The organism is Microbacterium xerophyticum (assembly GCF_053543555.1).
Window position 1 is genome coordinate 143,188 of sequence record NZ_JBLVOB010000009.1, and the last position, 16,918, is coordinate 160,105.

A 16,918-nucleotide genomic window follows, 5' to 3' on the forward strand; every position below is an offset into this window, starting at 1 on the left:
CCGCGACGGCGGCGACGGGCCATCCGGAGCGGTCGATGACGGCGACGCCGACCGAGGACAGGCCGGTGCTGACCTGGCCGTCCTCCGTGGCGAAGCCGGCCGCACGGATGCTGCGCAGCAGCTCGCGCAGCTCCTTCGGGCGCGTGGGACCCAGGCCTGTGCGCGAGGGGAACGCCGACGCGTCGGGGTACAGTGCGCGCACCTGTTCGCGGGGGAGCGCGGCCAGCATCGCACGGCCGGTCGCGGTGAGGTGCGCCGGGAGCCGCACTCCGACATCGGTCACGAGCGCCGGCCGCCGCGGAGCGCGCTCCTCGACGATGTACAGCACATCGCTTCCGCTCATCACCGCGAGGTGCGCGCTCTCGCCGACACGGTCGGCCAGAGCGGCGATGAGCGGCCTGCCGAGACGCGCGAGAGGCTGCTGGCGGGCGTAGCCGCCGGCGAGCTCGAAGGCGGAGGCGCCGAGGCCCCAGCGTCGTTCTTCGCGCAGGTGCAGCACGAATCCGTGCGCGGCGAGGGTCGTGAGCAGGTGGTAGACCGTCGACCGGGGCAGGCCGAGGTCGCGGGCGATGGCGGATGCCGCGACGGGCGCGGTCCGCGCGGCCAGATGACGCAGAATGCGCAGCGTGTGCTCGGCGGCAGGAACCTGCGGGCCGCCGCTGTCTGGTATCACAGACACAGGATGTCACGGATGCCTGCGCGCCGCCATCGCCGGGGTGTGGAATCAAGGCATGACTGAATCCGTTCTCGTCGGCGCTGCGCCGCTCCCACCCGCAGAAGTCGTCGCGGTCGCCCGGCAGGGCGCGCGCATCGCTCTGGACGAGTCGGCTCTCGACCGTGTCGCCGAGACGCGGGGCGTGATCGACGCGCTCGCCGCGGATCCGCACCCGCACTACGGCGTGTCGACCGGGTTCGGTGCGCTCGCGACCACATTCATCGCGCCGGAGCGCCGTCACCAGCTGCAGGCGAGCCTCATCCGCTCGCATGCGGCAGGCACGGGCGTCGAAGTCGAGCGCGAGGTCGTCCGCGCCCTTCAGCTGCTGCGCCTGCAGACACTCGCCTCCGGACGCACGGGTGTCCGACCGCTCGTCGCGGAGACCTACGCGGCCATGCTGAACGCGGGTATCACTCCTGTGGTGCGCGAGTACGGCTCCCTCGGATGCTCGGGTGACCTCGCACCTCTCGCGCACATCGCGCTCGCCGCGATCGGCGAAGGCGATGTCCATGATGAGTCCGGTGCCCTCGTCCCGGCATCCGACGCCCTCGCCGCCGCCGGCATCGCGCCCCTCGTGCTGGTCGAGAAGGAAGGCCTCGCACTGATCAACGGCACTGACGGGATGCTGGGGATGCTGCTGCTCGCGCTGCACGACCTCGAGATGCTCCTCACGACCGCCGACCTCGCCGCTGCGATGTCGATCGAGAGCCAGCTCGGGACGGATGCCGTGTTCGCCGCCGATCTGATGGCGCTGCGTCCGCAGACCGGGCAGGCGGAGTCGGCGGCGAACCTGCGTTCGTTCCTGGCCGCATCTCCCATGGTCGCCAGCCACGCGGGGCCGGAGGACGGACGTGTGCAGGACGCCTATTCGCTGCGCTGCTCGCCGCAGGTGCACGGCGCCGCCCGCGACACCATGGCGCACGCGTCGACGATCGCCTCCCGCGAACTCGCGAGCGTCATCGACAACCCCGTCATCACGGTGGACGGGCGCATCGAGTCGAACGGCAACTTCCACGGGGCGCCCGTCGCCGCAGTGCTCGACTTCCTCGCGATCAGCGTCGCCGACGTCGCGAGCGTGTCCGAGCGCCGCACCGACCGGGCGCTCGACCCGGCGCGCAGCCGCGGCCTCCCGCCGTTCCTCGCACACGAGGTGGGGGTCGATTCCGGGCTGATGATCGCCCAGTACGCGGCGGCGGGGATCGTCTCCGAGCTGAAGCGCCTCGCCGTTCCGGCATCCGTCGATTCGATCCCGTCGTCCGCCATGCAGGAGGATCACGTGTCGATGGGGTGGGCGGCCGCGCGAAAGCTCCGCCGGGCGATCGACGGACTCACCCGTGTGCTCGCGATCGAGGTGCTCACTGGTGCACGCGCCCTCGACCTGCGGGCGCCACTGCAGGCGGGCCCTGCCACCGCAGCGGTGAGCGACCTGGTGCGCACCGTCGCCGAAGGGCCGGGGCCCGATCGCTTCCTCTCGCCCGAGATCGAAGCCGTCACCGAACTCGTCCGATCGGGCGCCGTCGCCCGGACAGCGAAGGAGAACGCACATGCCTGAGATCCACGCAGCCAGAGGCGCTGAGCGCACCGCGAAGAGCTGGGGTGCCGAGGCGGCCAAGCGGATGCTGATGAACAACCTCGATCCGGAGGTCGCCGAGCACCCGGAGGACCTCGTCGTGTACGGCGGCACCGGCCGCGCCGCGCGGTCGTGGGAAGCATACGACGCGATCGTTCGCACCCTCGACGAGCTCGAGCCCGACGAGACGCTGCTCGTGCAGTCCGGCAAGCCGGTCGGTGTGTTCCGCACCAACGAATGGGCACCGCGCGTGCTGATCGCGAACTCGAACCTCGTCGGCGATTGGGCCACCTGGCCGGAGTTCCGCCGGCTCGAGGCGCTCGGGCTCACGATGTACGGGCAGATGACCGCCGGATCCTGGATCTACATCGGCACGCAGGGGATCCTGCAGGGCACGTACGAGACCTTCGCGGCGGTCGCTCGCTCGCTGGGGCGCGAATCCCTCGCCGGCACACTCACGCTCACCGCCGGCGCCGGTGGCATGGGCGGTGCGCAGCCGCTGGCCGTCACGATGAACGAGGGCGTCGTGCTCATCGTCGACGTCGACGAGACGCGCCTCGCCCGTCGCGTCGACCACGGATACCTCGATGAGCTCGCCGCCGACCTCGATGCGGCGGTCGCCCGCGTCCTCGCGGCGAAGGAGGCAGGGGAGGCGCTCTCGGTGGGTGTGGTCGGCAACGCCGCCGGGGTCTTCCCCGAACTTCTGCGACGCGGCGTGCCGATCGACGTCGTGACCGATCAGACCAGCGCGCACGACCCGCTGGCCTACCTGCCGACCGGCATCCCTGTCGCGGAGTGGAAGGCCGCCGCCGAGCGGGATCCGGAGGAATTCACCCGCCGATCGCGCGAGTCGATGGCTCAGCATGTGGCGGCGATGGTGGGATTCCAGGATGCCGGGGCGGCGGTGTTCGACTACGGCAACTCCATCCGACGGGAGGCCGAGCTGGGCGGGTTCGAGCGTGCCTTCGAGTTCCCCGGTTTCGTGCCGGCCTACATCCGCCCGCAGTTCGAGGAGGGCAGAGGACCCTTCCGCTGGGTGGCGCTGTCCGGTGATCCCGAGGACATCCGCCGGACCGACAGGGCCATCGCTGAGCTGTTCCCCGAAGACACCGCACTGCACCGCTGGCTGGCGAAGGCAGGCGAGAAGGTGCACTTCGAGGGACTGCCCGCCCGCATCTGCTGGCTGGGGTACAAGGAACGTCACCTCGCGGGCCTGAAGTTCAATGAGATGGTCGCGTCGGGCGAGCTGACGGCGCCGATCGTGATCGGCCGTGACCACCTCGACGCGGGTTCCGTCGCGTCTCCCTACCGCGAGACCGAGGCGATGAAGGACGGTTCGGATGCGATCGCGGACTGGCCGCTGCTGAACGCACTGCTCAACACCGCTTCCGGTGCCTCCTGGGTCTCGCTGCATCACGGCGGCGGCGTCGGCATAGGGCGCAGCATCCATGCCGGTCAGGTGTGCGTCGCGGACGGCACGGCCCTCGCCGCCGAGAAACTCGAAAGAGTGCTGACCAACGACCCGGGCACGGGCGTCATGCGGCACGTCGATGCCGGGTACGAGCATGCACGCGACGTCGCCCGCGAGCGCGGACTGAAGGTGCCGATGCCATGAGCACGCTCATCACGAACATCGGGGAGCTGACGACGAACGCCGACGACGGCACGTTGCATGCGGCCGCTGTGCTGCTCGAGGACGGCAGGGTCGCCTGGGTGGGGCGGGCCGTCGACGCGCCCGCCGCGGCAGAGATCGTCGACGCCGCCGGCCGCGCGGTGATCCCCGGATTCGTGGACAGCCACAGTCACATCGTCTTCGGCGGGGACCGCGCCGCCGAGTTCGAGGCGCGGATGGCGGGACAGAAGTATGCCGCAGGCGGCATCCGTTCCACCGTCGCCGCCACCAGAGCCGCGAACGACGAGGAGCTGCGTGCGCGTCTGCGGGGATTCGTCGACGAGATGCATGCGCAGGGCACGACGACGATCGAGATCAAGAGCGGGTACGGGCTCGACATCGACACCGAGCAGCGGCTCGTGCGGCTCGCCGCCGAGGTCACCGATGAGGTGACGTTCCTCGGCGCGCACGTGGTGCCGGCGGAGTACGCCGACGATCCGGACGCCTACGTCGACCTCGTCACTGGCCCGATGCTGGATGCCTGCGCACCGCACGCCCGCTGGATCGACGTCTTCTGCGAGACGGGCGCGTTCACGGTCGAGCAGTCCCGGCGGGTGCTCGAGGCGGGGATCGCGCGCGGATTGGCCCCGCGGGTGCACGCGAGCCAGCTCGGTCCTGGAGGCGGCGTGCAGCTCGCGATCGAACTGGGTGCGGCATCCGTCGATCACGGGACGTACCTGACCGACGAGGACGTCGCCGCGCTGGCGGCGTCGGACACGGTGCTCACCCTGCTGCCCGGCGTGGAGTTCTCCACGCGGCAGCCGTATCCCGATGCGCGCAGGCTCATCGACGCCGGCGTCACGATCGCGCTCGCGTGCGACACGAATCCCGGCTCGAGCTTCACCTCCTCGATGCCGTTCTGCATCGCGGTCGCCGTGCGCGACATGCGGATGACGCCGTCTGAGGCGCTGTGGGCGGCGACGGCCGGGGGAGCGCGCGCACTGCGCCGGAGCGACGTCGGGCTCATCGCCCCCGGCGTCCGCGCAGACCTCGTGATGCTCGAGGCCCCGAGCCACGTGCATCTCTCGTACCGCCCCGGTGTGCCGCTGATCCGCGCGGTGTGGAAGGACGGCACGATCGTCTAGGCGGTGACCGGCCCCGCCGACCACTCGATCGCCGCGCACGTCAGCATGCCGAACAGTGCCACCGCGGCCATGGCGAGCATGAGCACGGCCATGATCCGCAGCCGGCGCTCGCGGTCATCCACCGTCCAGCGGCTCACCAGCAATGCGGCGTACAGCACGATCACGAGGATCGCGGTGATCCACGCCACTGGAGCTGACCGACGGGGATCCACGACCGTGAGAAGGCTCAGCGGCACGAGGCAGATCAGCCCGAACAGGCCGGCGACGACGATCCAGATCGTGCCGTCCGAAGAGCGCAGCGCCGGCTGGTTCGCCATGCGCGTCGGGTCGTGGCGCTCGTCTCGTCGCCGCCATGGCGCGTCCACGATGATCACCCCGATCCGCGATCTAATCCTCGTCGAGTCGTGCGCGCAGCATCTGCTTGCCCTGCTCGCCCGCCTTGAGGCTGTTGTGCTGGATCTTGCGGAACCACTCGGCGAGTTCCGAATCGCCCTCGCGCTCGGCATCCTCGATGTACGTCTGCATCGACCATGCGTTGCGCAGGGACGCTTCCAGCACGCACACGAGGTTGTAGTTCTTGTCCTTCAAAGAGGACTCGGGTGTCGCATTCATGAATCTCTCCTTCGGTTGATGACCTCAGGATCGACCACGTCTCCCGGACTCTGAAGGGGGTGGAATCTTCGCGTCCGCAGGCGTATCGTCAGCGTGCGCGGTCCGGGTGCAGAGCCCTGCCAGCGAGCAGTTCCAGCACGCACAGCGCGGCGAGGCGCACGGTGCGTCCGTCCTCCGCGTCGGCCGTGGCATCGACCTCCGCGATGTCGGCGCTCACGACCCTCGCATCCGACGACACCGCCCGTGCGAGCGCGCGCAGCTCCCATGCCTGGAGTCCGCCGGGCACGCTCGCCGGGCATCCCGGTGCGACGGAGCGATCGCACACGTCCACGTCGATGTCGAGGTGGATGCGGCCGGCTCCGGCGCCGGCGATCTCCAGGGCCTCGGCGACGACGTCGTCGACCCCTCGGCGGCGCAGCTCGTCGATCGTGATCACTCTGATGCCCCAGTCCGCCGCCCGTCGCGCGTAGGCCGCGGAGTTGGCGAAGTCGGCGATCCCGATCTGCACGATCCGCGTCGGATCGATCCGTTCGGTCGGAACGTTCGAACCGGCGGGGGTGTCCTCCACGAGTCGTCGCACGGGCGTGCCGTTCGAGACGCCGTCGCGCAGATCGAAGTGGGCGTCGAACGTGATGAGACCGGATGCCGCGGCACCGAGCGCGACCGGATACGTGAGGGAGTTGTCGCCACCGAGAGCGATCACGAACGCGGGCGCGAGCTCGCGCACCCGTGCGATGACGGCCGCTTCGCCCCGATCGCCGTCCGGCTCGTCGACGTCACCGGCATCCCGGATCCGGAGGACGGCATCGAGATCGACGACAGGCGGACCCATCAAGGTCGGGCTGTACCGCCGAAGGGCCTCGCGCACTGCACCGGGGGTCGCGTGCGCGCCGGTGGGGGAGAGCGATGTCCGCCAGGTGGGAACGCCGAGGATCACGGCATCCGCCGACCGCTCGAACTCGGGCCAGGCGCCCGCGCGGGGCCACAGCGGATCGTTCGACAGTGCCATGTCAGACTCCAGGGATCAGGGCGTGCGCGATCGCGAAGATCGCCAGGCCGGCGAGTGCGCCGACCACGGTGCCGTTCAGACGGATGTACTGCAGATCGCGTCCGACCATCAGCTCGATCTTCTCGGTCGTCTCGGCGGGATCCCACCGCTCCACCGTGTCGGTGATGATCGAGGCGATGTCGTGCCGGTAGCGGTCGACGAGGAACACCGCGGCATCGGACACCCATGTGTCGACGCGGGTCTGCAGCGCGGTATCCGTCGTCATACGCTCCCCGACCTCCTGCAGTGCCTGTGCCGCGCGCAGGCGGAGGCCGCTCGAGGGGTCGGCGAGTGCGGTCAGCAGCCCGGCCTTGGCGGTGTTCCATGCTTCGGCGGCCAGAGCGCCCACGCGCGGGCTGTCGAACAGCGACGCCTTGGCGTTCTCGAGCTTCGCGCGCGTGGCCGGATCGTTCTGCAGGTTGTCGGCGAGACGCGCGAGGTAGCCGTCGATCGCGAGGCGTGCCGGATGCTGCGGATCGTCCTGCACGGCGTGAACGAACTTGACCGCCTCGTGATAGACGGTGTCGTCGACGAAGCGGTGCGCGAGCCGGGGCACCCAGGAGGGGAGGCGGCGTGAGACCAGACCGGTGAAGGACTCGGCGTTCGAGTCCAACCAGGTCGCGATGCTGTCGGCGGCGAGATCCACCGCGCCGTGATGGGCGTCGGCGTCGACGATCTTCTCGAGCCACACGCCCGCAGGAGGTCCCCATTCCGGTTGCACCAGGTGCTCGCGGGCGAGATCGGTGATGAGATCGCGCACGTCGTCGTCGCTGAGCGCGTTCAGCACGGCGGTGGCGATCGTCGCGCCCTCGGCGGCGACCCGTTCGGCATGAGGCTTCTGCTGCAGCCACTCGCCCGCGCGCCTGGCGATCGCCGTCGTGGCGAGCTTGGTGCGCACGACATCGGCCGCGAGGAAGTTCGTCTCGACGAACTCGCCGAGTGTGCGACCGATCTCGTCCTTGCGATTGGGGATGATCGCCGTGTGCGGGATGGGCAGGCCGAGCGGGCGCCGGAACAGCGCGGTGACGGCGAACCAGTCGGCGAGCGCGCCGACCATGCCGCCCTCGGCGGCCGCACGCACATAGCCGAGCCAGCCCAGGCGCTCCTGGAACGCGAACGCGAAGACGAACACGACCGCCATGAACACGAGCGCGCCGATCGCGATCGCCTTCATACGGCGAAGGGCCCGCAGACGCTCCTGGTCGGCGGGGGACAGCAGGGCCATGGGAGTGCGCGGCATGTGTGTCATCCTCGCACGCGCGAGCCGCGCATCGCCCGACCGGGGTAGCCTCGAATCGTGATCGAAGACATCAAGAAGCGTGCTCTGCACCGCACCAGCATCCTCGAAGGTCAGCTGCGCGGGGTCGCCAGGATGATCGAGAACGAGGAGTACTGCATGGACATCATCACGCAGTCCCGTGCGATCCAGAAGTCCCTGGAGTCCCTCAACCGCCTGCTGCTCGAGAACCACCTGCGAACACATGTGACTCACATGTTCGAAGAAGGCGGCGAAGAGCGCGAGCAGGCGGTCGGAGAGCTGCTGAAGGCATTCGAGTTCGACCGGAAGTGACGCGCGCTCCTCGCCGTCCGTTCATCACGGCTTGGCGTCGAAGACCTCGTCCTCCATGGCCTCGTACCCTTCGACCTGCGGATCGCGGTGCTCTCCACCGGACAGTGCGTACTCTTCCTCCGGAGAGAGCACCAGTCGGTGCCGGAAGAACAGTCCGAACCCGAGCAGGATGATCACGTAGACGATCGCGATCGCGATGATCGCCGGGCCGAATGTGGGGTTCAACAGGAAGCCCACGAAGATCAGCACGGCGATCAGGAGCGCGACCGCCGCACCGGGCACGCCCCAGGGGCTGCGGTACGGACGATCGGCGTTCGGGTACTTGCGACGCAGGATCATGAACGACACCAGTTGCAGGCCGTAGGCGAGCACCGCACCCCAGACGGCGATGTTCAGCACGATCGCTCCGGCCACGGCTCCGATACCGGAGGTGCCGAGGATGTCGAGCACGACCAGCGCGACGAAACCGATGCCGGCCCCGACGGTCAGGGCGACCCACGGTGTCTGACGCTTGCCGGTCAAAGACAGGAAGCGCGGGTAATAGCCGGCGCGGGAGAGCGAATACATGTTGCGGCCGTACGCGAACATGATGCCCTGCAACGATGCGAGCAGCCCGATCAATGCGAACAGGGCGAGTACCGCCGCCATCTGGTCGCCGACGATCGCGCGGAATCCGTCGAGCAACGGCTCTCCGGCGACGCCCGTCGCCTCGGCTCCGAGCACGCCGGTGTTGAGGAACAGCACGAGCAGACCGGTCACGATCAGGGTGCCGCGTGCCCAGAAGCCGGCCTTCGGAATATCGCGCGTCGGGTTGTGCGATTCCTCTGCGGCGAGTGGGAGCTCCTCGATACCGAGGAAGAACCACATCGCGAAAGGCAGAGCGAACAGGATCGGCAGCACACCATGCGGCAGGAACGCCGTCTGGCCGGGGTCAGGCGCGATGTTCCACAGGCTGTCCCAACTGAACGCCCCGGAGAAGGCCGCCATCAGAGAGAACACCACGATGATGGCGATCGAGATGATCGAGACGATGATCGCGAAGCGGAAGGAGATCGCGGCGCCCGCGGAATTCAACGCGATGAAGGCGACGTAGAGGATCAGATACCAGGCCCAACCGGGCAGCGTGAACCCCAGCAGCTCGGCGGTGATGCCGTTCGCATACGATGCCGAGAAGTAGACGATCACCGCCGTGGTCGCGACGTACTCGATCGTCTCGGCGGCTCCGGTGACCAGGCCGCCCCACGGGCCGAGGGCGGAACGCGCGAATGAGTACGCGCCGCCGGTGTGCGGCATCGCTGCAGCCATCTCTCCGATCGAGAAGATCATGCCGTAGTACATGATGACGAGGATCGCGAAGGCGATCAGCATCCCGCCGAAGCCCGCGAAGTCGATGCCGAAGTTCCAACCGGAGAAGTCACCGGAGATGACTGCTGCCACTGCCAGTCCCCAAAGACCCCACACACCGGCGCTGCGCTTCAATGTCCGTTTCTTGAAGTAGTCGCTGCCGGCCGGTGTATAGGTCGCCCCAGCGACCTTGCGGGACCCACTGTGTTGCTCAGACATCCGAACTCCGTTCGCACCTGGACAGACGCGGGCTGCGCCCTGCACGAGAGTGTGGCACTCAATGGTGGGTTTCGTCTACCTTTAAATGCGAAAGTGTTCTAAGGTGCGAAGGGTTCGGCGCATGCCGGATCTCACAGGACGGGAGCGGATCAATGCCGGGAAACCTCAGCGTCGAGCAGTTGGACGAAGCGATCGCGAACGGCGAGATCGACACCGTGATCGTCGCATTCGGAGACGCGCAGGGCCGGCTCACCGGAAAGCGCATCTCCGCACGGCTGTTCCGCGAGGAAGTCCTCGACCACGGCGCCGAATCCTGCGACTACCTGCTCTCGGTCGACGTCGATGTGAACACCATGGACGGCTATGCCATGTCGAGTTGGGACAAGGGGTACGGCGACATGGTGCTTCGTCCGGACCCGGCGACGCTCCGGCGGATCCCGTGGATCGAAGGTTCGGCGCTGGTGATGGCAGATCTCGTCTGGGGCGACGGGCGTCCGGTCGCGCCGTCACCGCGTGCCATCCTCGACCGACAGCGCGACCGCCTCGCCGAGCGGGGCTGGACGGCGTTCAGCGGCACCGAGCTCGAGTTCATCGTGTTCGACGACACCTATCGTGAGGCCTGGGCGCGCAAGTACGAGGGGCTCACGCCTTCGACCGACTACAACGTCGACTACAACCTGCTCGCCACCACACGCCTGGAGCCGCTGCTGCGTGACATTCGCAACAGCATGGACGCTGCTGGCATGTACAACGAAGGCGTGAAGGGGGAGTGCAACCTCGGCCAGCAGGAGATCGCGTTCCGCTTCGCCGAGGTGCGCGAGACGGCCGACCAGCACACGATCTACAAGAACGGGGCGAAGGAGATCGCGGAGCAGCACGGACAGTCGCTCACCTTCATGGCGAAGTTCAACGAGCGGGAGGGCAACAGCTGCCACATCCACCTGTCGGTCCGCGATGCCGACGGCGGGGCTGTCATGGCAGGCGACGGTGCGCACGGCTTCAGCCCGCTGATGGAGCACTGGATCGCAGGCATCCTCGCGACGATGCGCGAGTTCGCACTTCTCTACGCACCCACCATCAACTCCTACAAGCGCTTCGCCGACGGGAGCTTCGCGCCGACCGGCGTGGCCTGGGGGATCGACAATCGGACCTGCGCTCTGCGCGTGATCGGTCACGGCCCCTCGCTCCGAGTGGAGAACAGGGTTCCGGGAGGCGACGTGAATCCGTACCTCGGCATCTCAGCGATCATCGCCGGAGGCCTGCACGGGATCGAGAACGAGCTGGAACTTCCACCACGGCTGGAAGGGTCCGCCTATAAGGCCGAGGTGGAGCATCTGCCGACGACGCTGCGTGAGGCCGCGCGGCTGTTCAGCGAGTCGACGATCGCTCGCGCCGCGTTCGGCGATGACGTGGTCGAGCACTATCTGAACCAGGCGCGCATCGAGGTGGAGGCCTTCGATGCCGCCGTCACAGACTGGGAGCGCATCCGTGGCTTCGAACGGCTCTGAAGACGCGGTCCGGCCGCTGATCGGCGTCACGACCTACCTGGAACGCGCGCAGCAAGGGGTGTGGGACGTGAGAGCATCGTTCCTTCCCGCACAATACCTGACGAGTGTCACGTCGTCCGGCGGCATCGCGATGCTGCTGCCTCCGCAGGACGATGCCACGGCGGATGCTGCGATAGCCGGGCTGCACGGGCTCATCCTCACCGGCGGCGCCGATGTGCAGCCGGAGTTGTACGGTGACGAACGGCATCCGTCGACCGACGCGGCGCGGACTGATCGCGACGCCTGGGAGCTGGCGCTGTTCCACGCGGCTGAGCGGCGGGCAGATGCCGGTGCTCGCCATCTGCCGCGGACTGCAGCTCGTCAACGTGGCGCGGGGCGGGTCGCTGCAGCAGCACCTGCCGGAATCCCTCGGCACCGATCGATACAAACTCGGCGGGGGAGTGTTCGCCGAGAACGAGGTGACCGTGTCCACCGGCACGAGACTCGCAGGAATTCTGGGAGACGGCGGGTTGCGCGTGCACAGCTATCACCACCAGGGCGTCGATCGACTGGGCGACGGCCTCGTCGTCTCCGCGCGCACCGACGACGGCCTGGTGCAGGCGGTCGAGGACTCCGCGAACGGCTACCTCGTGGGTGTGCAGTGGCATCCCGAGGAGAACGCGGAGAACCGGCGGCTGTTCGAAGACCTCGTGGCGCAGGCGCGCGAGTTCGCCCACTCGGAGAAGGAGGCGCGATGAGCGCGTTCACAGTGATCGACCCCTCCACGGGGACACCCATTCGCGACGTGCCGCGAGCAGGCGTGGAGGATGTGGATGCCGCTGTCGCACGCGCTGCCGCGGCGCAGCGCACCTGGGCGGCTCTCGCTCCGGTCGCCCGCGCCGACGCGCTGCGGTCGTTCGCAAGGGGCGTCGAGGCTGCGGTGGAGGAACTCGCGCAACTCGAGGTACGCAATTCCGGGCATCCGATCGGCGCCGCACGCTGGGAAGCTGGTCACGTCGCGCAGGTGCTCAACTACTACTCCGCAGATCCGGAGCGCCTCTCAGGGCGACAGATTCCGGTGGCGGGCGGCCTCGATGTCACCTTCCACGAGGCGTACGGCGTGATCGGCGTGATCGTGCCGTGGAACTTCCCGATGACGATCGCAGCCTGGGCGTTCGCGCCCGCCCTTGCAGCAGGCAATGCCGTGGTGCTCAAGCCCGCTGAACTCACACCGCTCACGGCGATCCGGCTGGGTGAGCTCGCGCGGGAGTCGGGTCTTCCCGACGGACTCTTCCAGGTCGTCACGGGCTCCGGTTCCGTCGTCGGCCAGCGCCTCGTCGAGCATCCGGACGTTCGCAAGATCGTCTTCACCGGATCCACCGAGGTCGGCGTCGACGTCGCGGCCGGCTGCGCGCGGGCGCTCAAGCCCGTCACGCTCGAGCTCGGCGGTAAATCAGCGAACATCGTTTTCGAAGACGCTGATCTCGAGAAGGCGGCAGCAGCCGTGCCGGGGTCGGTGTTCGACAACGCCGGACAGGACTGCTGCGCACGCAGCAGGCTGCTCGTGCAGCGCAGTGTCTACGACCGCTTCCTCGAACTGCTCGAGCCTGCCGTTCAGAAGTGGAGAGTCGGACACCCGGGAGACGAAGCAACCGACATGGGACCGCTCATCTCGGCGGGGCATCGCGACACTGTCGCATCGTTCCTCGACGGCGCGAACGTGGCGTTCAGAGGAACCGCACCGAGCGGCGACGGCTTCTGGTTCGCCCCCGCCGTGGTGATCGCCCAGCCCGGAGACAGGGTCGCCAGGGAGGAGATCTTCGGGCCGGTGGTCTCCGTGCTGCCGTTCGACGACGAAGCCGATGGCATCCGCCTCGCCAATGACACCGTCTACGGTCTGGCAGGTTCTGTGTGGACGGAGAACCTCGGCCGAGCCGTGCGCGTCACGAGGGGAGTGGATGCGGGTGTGCTGTCCGTGAACTCGCATTCCTCCGTGCGCTACTCCACTCCGTTCGGGGGCATGAAGGCCTCCGGCCTCGGGCGAGAGCTCGGCCCGGATGCCGCGGAGCACTTCACGCAGACGAAGAACGTCTTCTTCGCGACCGACTGACACCGACCCTCCACTCGCATCGAAGGAACCTGCATATGAGCATCGATCTGACTCAGCGTCTCAAGGATCGCGTCGCGATCATCACCGGGGGTGCCGGCGGCATCGGCCTCGCCACGGCACGGCGGTTCGCCGCTGAAGGGGCCTTCGTCGTCATCGCCGACATGGATCCGGACACCGGGGAGGCCGCTGCGGCCGAGGTCGGGGGCGCATTCCGCCCCGTCGACGTGGCCGATGAGGCGAAGGTGAACACGCTGTTCGACGGTGTCGCGGCCGAGTTCGGACGCATCGACATCGCGTTCAACAACGCGGGCATCTCCCCGGCGTCCGATGATTCGATCGAGACCACCGAGTTGCCCGCTTGGGACCTTGTGCAGGACGTCAATCTGAAGAGCGTCTACCTGTGCAGTCGGGCGGCGCTGCGGCACATGGTGCCCGCGGGCAGAGGCTCGATCATCAACACGGCGTCCTTCGTCGCGCTGTTGGGATCCGCTACCTCGCAGATCAGTTACACGGCCTCGAAGGGGGGCGTATTGGCGATGTCGCGCGAGCTCGGAGTGCAGTTCGCACGACAGGGCATCCGCGTCAACGCCCTGTGTCCCGGTCCCGTGAACACTCCGCTGCTGCAGGAGCTGTTCGCCAAAGATCCCGAACGTGCCCAGCGGCGGCTCGTGCACGTGCCGATGGGCCGGTTCGCCGAGCCGGAGGAGCTGGCGGCAGCGGTCGCGTTCCTCGCGTCGGACGATGCCTCGTTCATCACAGCAAGTGCGTTCGTGGTCGACGGCGGCATCAGCAACGCCTACGTCACGCCGCTATGACCGGACGTGCTCTGAGAGACTGAGATGGTGAGTGAGAACCCGTCGGAGCGCGACCTCGTCGAGGTGCGCAAGGCCGTGTTCCGGCCGCTTCGCCGGGGCAACACGCTGGAGGACACCGTCGCACGGCTTGTGCAGACCGTGAGACTCGGTGTGGTGGCACCCGGTGCCTCGCTCCCGCCGGAGCGCGAGCTCGCGGCAGCCTACGGTGTCAGCCGCGACACGGTGCGTGAGGCGATCCGCGAACTTGCGGACGCCGGATACCTCGAACCCCGCCGCGGACGATACGGCGGCACATTCGTGGCCGACCCGCTGCCGGTGCCGGCGGACGCGGGGCATGTGGATCCCGCCGATCTTGACGATGTGCTGGGGCTGAGATCGGTGCTGGAGAGCGGCTCGGCGCGAGCCGCGGCCGGCCGTGCACTGGATGCGGAGGTGAGATCGCGACTATGGGCACGACATGAGGCCGCCCTGCCCGCCGGGCCGGAGGAGTATCGCCGACTGGACACCCTCCTGCACCTCGAGATCGCCGAAGCCGCCGGCATCTCGTCGCTCGTCGCACTCGTGGCGGAGAATCGTGCGCGCGTCAACGCCTGGCTGGACACGTTTCCCCTGCTCCCGCGCAACATCGAACATTCCGGTATGCAGCACGAGCAGATCATCACCGCGATCCTGATGGGACAGCCGGATGCTGCGGAGGATGCGATGCGCGATCACCTGGCCGGCTCCGAGGCACTGCTGCGGGGCTTTCTCGCCTAGCCCTCGAGCGGACCGAGCAGTGCGCTCGCCGCGGTCGAGTGCGCCGACTCGGGATCAGACGGGTGGAACATTCCCGCCAGCACATCGCGATACAGCCGCGAGAGCTCGTTGGAGGAGAAGTACGAGCCGCCACCGGCGGTGAGGATCGCCTGATCGACGACGTGCTTCGCCATCACGACCGCCCGGTGCTTGGTGCCGGACAGCAGCGTGAACCAGCGGGCGCCGTTGTCGGTCTGCGCGTCGACGTCGCGAGCGAGGGCCGCGATCTGCGGGGGGAGCGCGTCGTACACGAGGCTCATCTCCGCGATGCGCCACCGGATGTCGGGATCCTGGGCGTACGTCAGCCCGGTCTTCTTCGAGGTGCGCTTCTGCACGGTCTCCACCGCGAGATCCAATGCACGGCGGGCGATGCCCGTGTACACCGATGCGAGCAGCAGTTCGAAGACGCTGAAGATGCCGAAGATGATCGGGTCGGGGCTCGGACCAGGGTCGATACGCCGCACCACGTGCTCTGCCGAAGCGCGTGCGCCGTCCAGCCGGGTGGTGCGGCTCTGCGTCGCGCGCATGCCGAGGGTGTCCCAGTCGTCGCTCGTCGTGACGGCGTCGGTGCGGTCGATGAACGCGAACACCAGCTTCGGGGCGTCGCTACTCGTCGTGTCGAGACCGTGCAGGCCCAGCTTGGTCCACACCGGGGCGAGCGAGGTGAAGATCTTCGTCCCGGTGAACGCGTAACCGCCGTCCTCCTGCGGTACGGCGGCCGTGTCACTGCCGAACAGCACCAGGTCGTTGCCGCCCTCGCTGATCCCGAACGCGAAGACCTCGCCGCGGACAGCGCCGTCCTGCACGAACTCCATGCCGGGCACTCCACGGTCGCTGAACACCTTCGCCACGCCGGTCCACACCAGGTGCATGTTGATCGCGAGAGCCGTGGCAGGCGCCGCGGCCGCAAGACGCCGCTGCAGCACAGCGGCCTGCTCGAGGCTGAGACCCGCGCCGCCGCGCTCGAGCGGAACGAGGATCCTCAGGTATCCGGCATCCCGCAGCTCGTCCAGATCCTGCTCGGGGAACGTGTTCTCCCGATCGTGGACCGGTGCGCGCTCGCGGATGCGCGCGAGCAGGTCGTCGGGCAGGAACTCGGCGGGGTCGAAGGTCATGACAGTGCCTCCAGCAATTGGCGGATGGTCTCATCTGGCTTGTCCCGGTGCGGGGAATGGCCGGCTCCCGCGACGATCGAAATCGAGATCTTCTCGTTCGATGCGAGCACGGCGTCGGCGGTCTTGCCGGTGAACAGGCTGTACACCTCGGGGTCGGCGCCGATGATGTGCGTCCGGACGGCAAGGCGACCGGCATCCGCCCGCACGTCCCACGGCTGGTTCTGCGCGCTCGTCTGCTCGACCGCCCATCTGCTCCCTCGCGTGACGGCGTCGATCTTCAGCTCCAGGTCCTGCGGATGCCAGTGCGGATGCTCTTCCCGTACGACCTCGATCCGGTTGTCGGCGAACGCGCGCTCCTGGCTGCGGCGCACGATCGAGGCGTCCTTCCCGTCGACGAGGATGGCCGGGTCGATGAGAACGAGCCTGCTCACCCAGTGAGGATCGGATGCCGCGGCCACGGTGCTCGCTGCGCCACCGAGCGAATGCCCGATGACCGCATCCCATGCGCCGCCGCGGGCGGGGGCGAGGGCAGCGAGGTCAGCGGCATAGGCGCCCACGGTGTAGTCGAGCGTGCGCGGGGCGTCGCCGTGGCCGCGCAGATCTATCGCGACGGCGTGCCAACCGGCATCAGCGAGCGCGTCGCCCAACCGCCACATGAGTGCGCCGGAGGAGCCGAGACCGTGCACCAGCAGGGCGGTGCTGTCGGCGTCGGGATCCCCCCATGAGAGCCGGGGGAGCTGGACGGGAGCAGGCATGCTCTC

17 protein-coding genes and 1 pseudogene are annotated in these 16,918 nt (G+C 68.4%); 10 read left to right on the top strand and 8 right to left on the bottom strand.

Features of this window, described 5'->3' with window-relative positions; all coding sequences use genetic code 11:
* Positions 1-679, bottom strand: a 679-nt coding sequence (locus ACNPNP_RS18600) for an IclR family transcriptional regulator (RefSeq protein WP_448967525.1), incomplete at its 3' end; no start/stop codon positions are given.
* 52 nt (positions 680-731) lie between these two features.
* On the opposite strand from ACNPNP_RS18600, the gene hutH reads away from it, so the two are divergent.
* The 3 genes from hutH to hutI are packed head-to-tail and all read left to right on the top strand — an operon-like array spanning position 732 to position 5,042.
* Positions 732-2,267: a histidine ammonia-lyase gene (gene hutH / locus ACNPNP_RS18605; protein WP_448967526.1), complete on the top strand. Its 1,536-nt coding sequence runs from the start codon at positions 732-734 to the stop codon at positions 2,265-2,267.
* Positions 2,260-3,900 carry a urocanate hydratase gene (gene hutU / locus ACNPNP_RS18610; protein WP_448967527.1) on the top strand — a complete coding sequence of 547 codons (1,641 nt, stop codon included), beginning with the start codon at positions 2,260-2,262 and terminating at the stop codon, positions 3,898-3,900. The genes hutH and hutU overlap by 8 nt, the downstream gene beginning before the upstream one ends.
* Positions 3,897-5,042 carry an imidazolonepropionase gene (hutI, locus tag ACNPNP_RS18615; RefSeq protein ID WP_448967528.1) on the top strand — a complete coding sequence of 382 codons (1,146 nt, stop codon included), beginning with the start codon at positions 3,897-3,899 and terminating at the stop codon, positions 5,040-5,042. The genes hutU and hutI overlap by 4 nt, the downstream gene beginning before the upstream one ends.
* Here hutI and ACNPNP_RS18620 read toward each other — a convergent pair.
* The 4 genes from ACNPNP_RS18620 to ACNPNP_RS18635 form a co-directional block, all read right to left on the bottom strand.
* Positions 5,039-5,416 (bottom strand): hypothetical protein, encoded by a 378-nt coding sequence (locus ACNPNP_RS18620; protein ID WP_448967529.1) that lies wholly within the window; start codon positions 5,414-5,416, stop codon positions 5,039-5,041. The genes hutI and ACNPNP_RS18620 overlap by 4 nt on opposite strands.
* Before the next feature lie 13 nt (positions 5,417-5,429).
* Positions 5,430-5,654 (bottom strand): hypothetical protein, encoded by a 225-nt coding sequence (locus ACNPNP_RS18625; RefSeq protein ID WP_448967530.1) that lies wholly within the window; start codon positions 5,652-5,654, stop codon positions 5,430-5,432.
* Between the two features lie 88 nt (positions 5,655-5,742).
* A complete protein-coding gene (locus ACNPNP_RS18630; RefSeq protein ID WP_448967531.1) occupies positions 5,743-6,663 on the bottom strand; it encodes an agmatinase family protein in 921 nt (306 codons plus the stop codon).
* Position 6,664: 1 nt separating this feature from the next.
* Positions 6,665-7,942 carry a DUF445 domain-containing protein gene (locus ACNPNP_RS18635; protein WP_448967532.1) on the bottom strand — a complete coding sequence of 426 codons (1,278 nt, stop codon included), beginning with the start codon at positions 7,940-7,942 and terminating at the stop codon, positions 6,665-6,667.
* Between the two features lie 57 nt (positions 7,943-7,999).
* Between ACNPNP_RS18635 and ACNPNP_RS18640 the strand changes: the two genes are divergently transcribed.
* Positions 8,000-8,272, top strand: a complete 273-nt coding sequence (locus ACNPNP_RS18640) for a metal-sensitive transcriptional regulator (protein ID WP_448967533.1) — start codon at positions 8,000-8,002, stop codon at positions 8,270-8,272.
* 24 nt (positions 8,273-8,296) lie between these two features.
* Here the strand turns inward: ACNPNP_RS18640 and ACNPNP_RS18645 are convergent, their stop codons facing one another.
* Positions 8,297-9,835 (bottom strand): amino acid permease, encoded by a 1,539-nt coding sequence (locus tag ACNPNP_RS18645; protein ID WP_448967534.1) that lies wholly within the window; start codon positions 9,833-9,835, stop codon positions 8,297-8,299.
* A 152-nt stretch (positions 9,836-9,987) separates the two neighbouring features.
* Between ACNPNP_RS18645 and ACNPNP_RS18650 the strand changes: the two genes are divergently transcribed.
* The 6 genes and pseudogenes from ACNPNP_RS18650 (at position 9,988) to ACNPNP_RS18675 (ending at position 15,003) form a co-directional block, all read left to right on the top strand.
* Positions 9,988-11,343 carry a glutamine synthetase family protein gene (locus tag ACNPNP_RS18650; RefSeq protein WP_448967535.1) on the top strand — a complete coding sequence of 452 codons (1,356 nt, stop codon included), beginning with the start codon at positions 9,988-9,990 and terminating at the stop codon, positions 11,341-11,343.
* A pseudogene (locus tag ACNPNP_RS18655) lies at positions 11,294-11,599 on the top strand (gamma-glutamyl-gamma-aminobutyrate hydrolase family protein); the annotation flags it as partial. The gene ACNPNP_RS18650 and the pseudogene ACNPNP_RS18655, both read left to right, overlap by 50 nt.
* Entirely contained in the window at positions 11,556-12,080 is a 525-nt protein-coding gene (locus tag ACNPNP_RS18660; protein WP_448967796.1) for a gamma-glutamyl-gamma-aminobutyrate hydrolase family protein, read from the top strand. The pseudogene ACNPNP_RS18655 and the gene ACNPNP_RS18660, both read left to right, overlap by 44 nt.
* Positions 12,077-13,432, top strand: coding sequence for an aldehyde dehydrogenase family protein (locus ACNPNP_RS18665; protein WP_448967797.1), 1,356 nt, complete (start codon positions 12,077-12,079; stop codon positions 13,430-13,432). Before ACNPNP_RS18660 ends, ACNPNP_RS18665 begins: the two co-directional genes overlap by 4 nt.
* A 35-nt stretch (positions 13,433-13,467) precedes the next feature.
* Complete coding sequence (locus ACNPNP_RS18670) at positions 13,468-14,247, top strand: 3-oxoacyl-ACP reductase (RefSeq protein WP_448967536.1); 780 nt, start codon at positions 13,468-13,470, stop codon at positions 14,245-14,247.
* Between the two features lie 27 nt (positions 14,248-14,274).
* Entirely contained in the window at positions 14,275-15,003 is a 729-nt protein-coding gene (locus ACNPNP_RS18675; protein ID WP_448967537.1) for a FadR/GntR family transcriptional regulator, read from the top strand.
* On the opposite strand, the gene ACNPNP_RS18680 is transcribed toward ACNPNP_RS18675, so the two are convergent.
* Positions 15,000-16,157 carry an acyl-CoA dehydrogenase family protein gene (locus tag ACNPNP_RS18680; protein ID WP_448967538.1) on the bottom strand — a complete coding sequence of 386 codons (1,158 nt, stop codon included), beginning with the start codon at positions 16,155-16,157 and terminating at the stop codon, positions 15,000-15,002. The genes ACNPNP_RS18675 and ACNPNP_RS18680 overlap by 4 nt on opposite strands.
* Positions 16,154-16,912, bottom strand: coding sequence for an alpha/beta fold hydrolase (locus tag ACNPNP_RS18685; RefSeq protein WP_448967539.1), 759 nt, complete (start codon positions 16,910-16,912; stop codon positions 16,154-16,156). Before ACNPNP_RS18685 ends, ACNPNP_RS18680 begins: the two co-directional genes overlap by 4 nt.
* Between the last annotated feature and the right edge of the window lie 6 nt (positions 16,913-16,918).

Bases quoted from the DNA above. Each gene is read 5' to 3' on its own strand.
- ACNPNP_RS18630 (WP_448967531.1), bottom strand. From the start codon at position 6,663: ATGGCACTGTCGAACGATCCGCTGTGGCCCCGCGCGGGCGCCTGGCCC.
- ACNPNP_RS18680 (WP_448967538.1), bottom strand. From the start codon at position 16,157: ATGACCTTCGACCCCGCCGAGTTCCTGCCCGACGACCTGCTCGCGCGC.
- hutU (WP_448967527.1), top strand. From the start codon at position 2,260: ATGCCTGAGATCCACGCAGCCAGAGGCGCTGAGCGCACCGCGAAGAGC.
- ACNPNP_RS18665 (WP_448967797.1), top strand. From the start codon at position 12,077: ATGAGCGCGTTCACAGTGATCGACCCCTCCACGGGGACACCCATTCGC.
- ACNPNP_RS18645 (WP_448967534.1), bottom strand. From the start codon at position 9,835: ATGTCTGAGCAACACAGTGGGTCCCGCAAGGTCGCTGGGGCGACCTAT.
- ACNPNP_RS18670 (WP_448967536.1), top strand. From the start codon at position 13,468: ATGAGCATCGATCTGACTCAGCGTCTCAAGGATCGCGTCGCGATCATC.
- ACNPNP_RS18660 (WP_448967796.1), top strand. From the start codon at position 11,556: ATGTGCAGCCGGAGTTGTACGGTGACGAACGGCATCCGTCGACCGACG.
- ACNPNP_RS18685 (WP_448967539.1), bottom strand. From the start codon at position 16,912: ATGCCTGCTCCCGTCCAGCTCCCCCGGCTCTCATGGGGGGATCCCGAC.
- ACNPNP_RS18650 (WP_448967535.1), top strand. From the start codon at position 9,988: ATGCCGGGAAACCTCAGCGTCGAGCAGTTGGACGAAGCGATCGCGAAC.
- hutH (WP_448967526.1), top strand. From the start codon at position 732: ATGACTGAATCCGTTCTCGTCGGCGCTGCGCCGCTCCCACCCGCAGAA.
- ACNPNP_RS18625 (WP_448967530.1), bottom strand. From the start codon at position 5,654: ATGAATGCGACACCCGAGTCCTCTTTGAAGGACAAGAACTACAACCTC.
- hutI (WP_448967528.1), top strand. From the start codon at position 3,897: ATGAGCACGCTCATCACGAACATCGGGGAGCTGACGACGAACGCCGAC.
- ACNPNP_RS18635 (WP_448967532.1), bottom strand. From the start codon at position 7,942: ATGCCGCGCACTCCCATGGCCCTGCTGTCCCCCGCCGACCAGGAGCGT.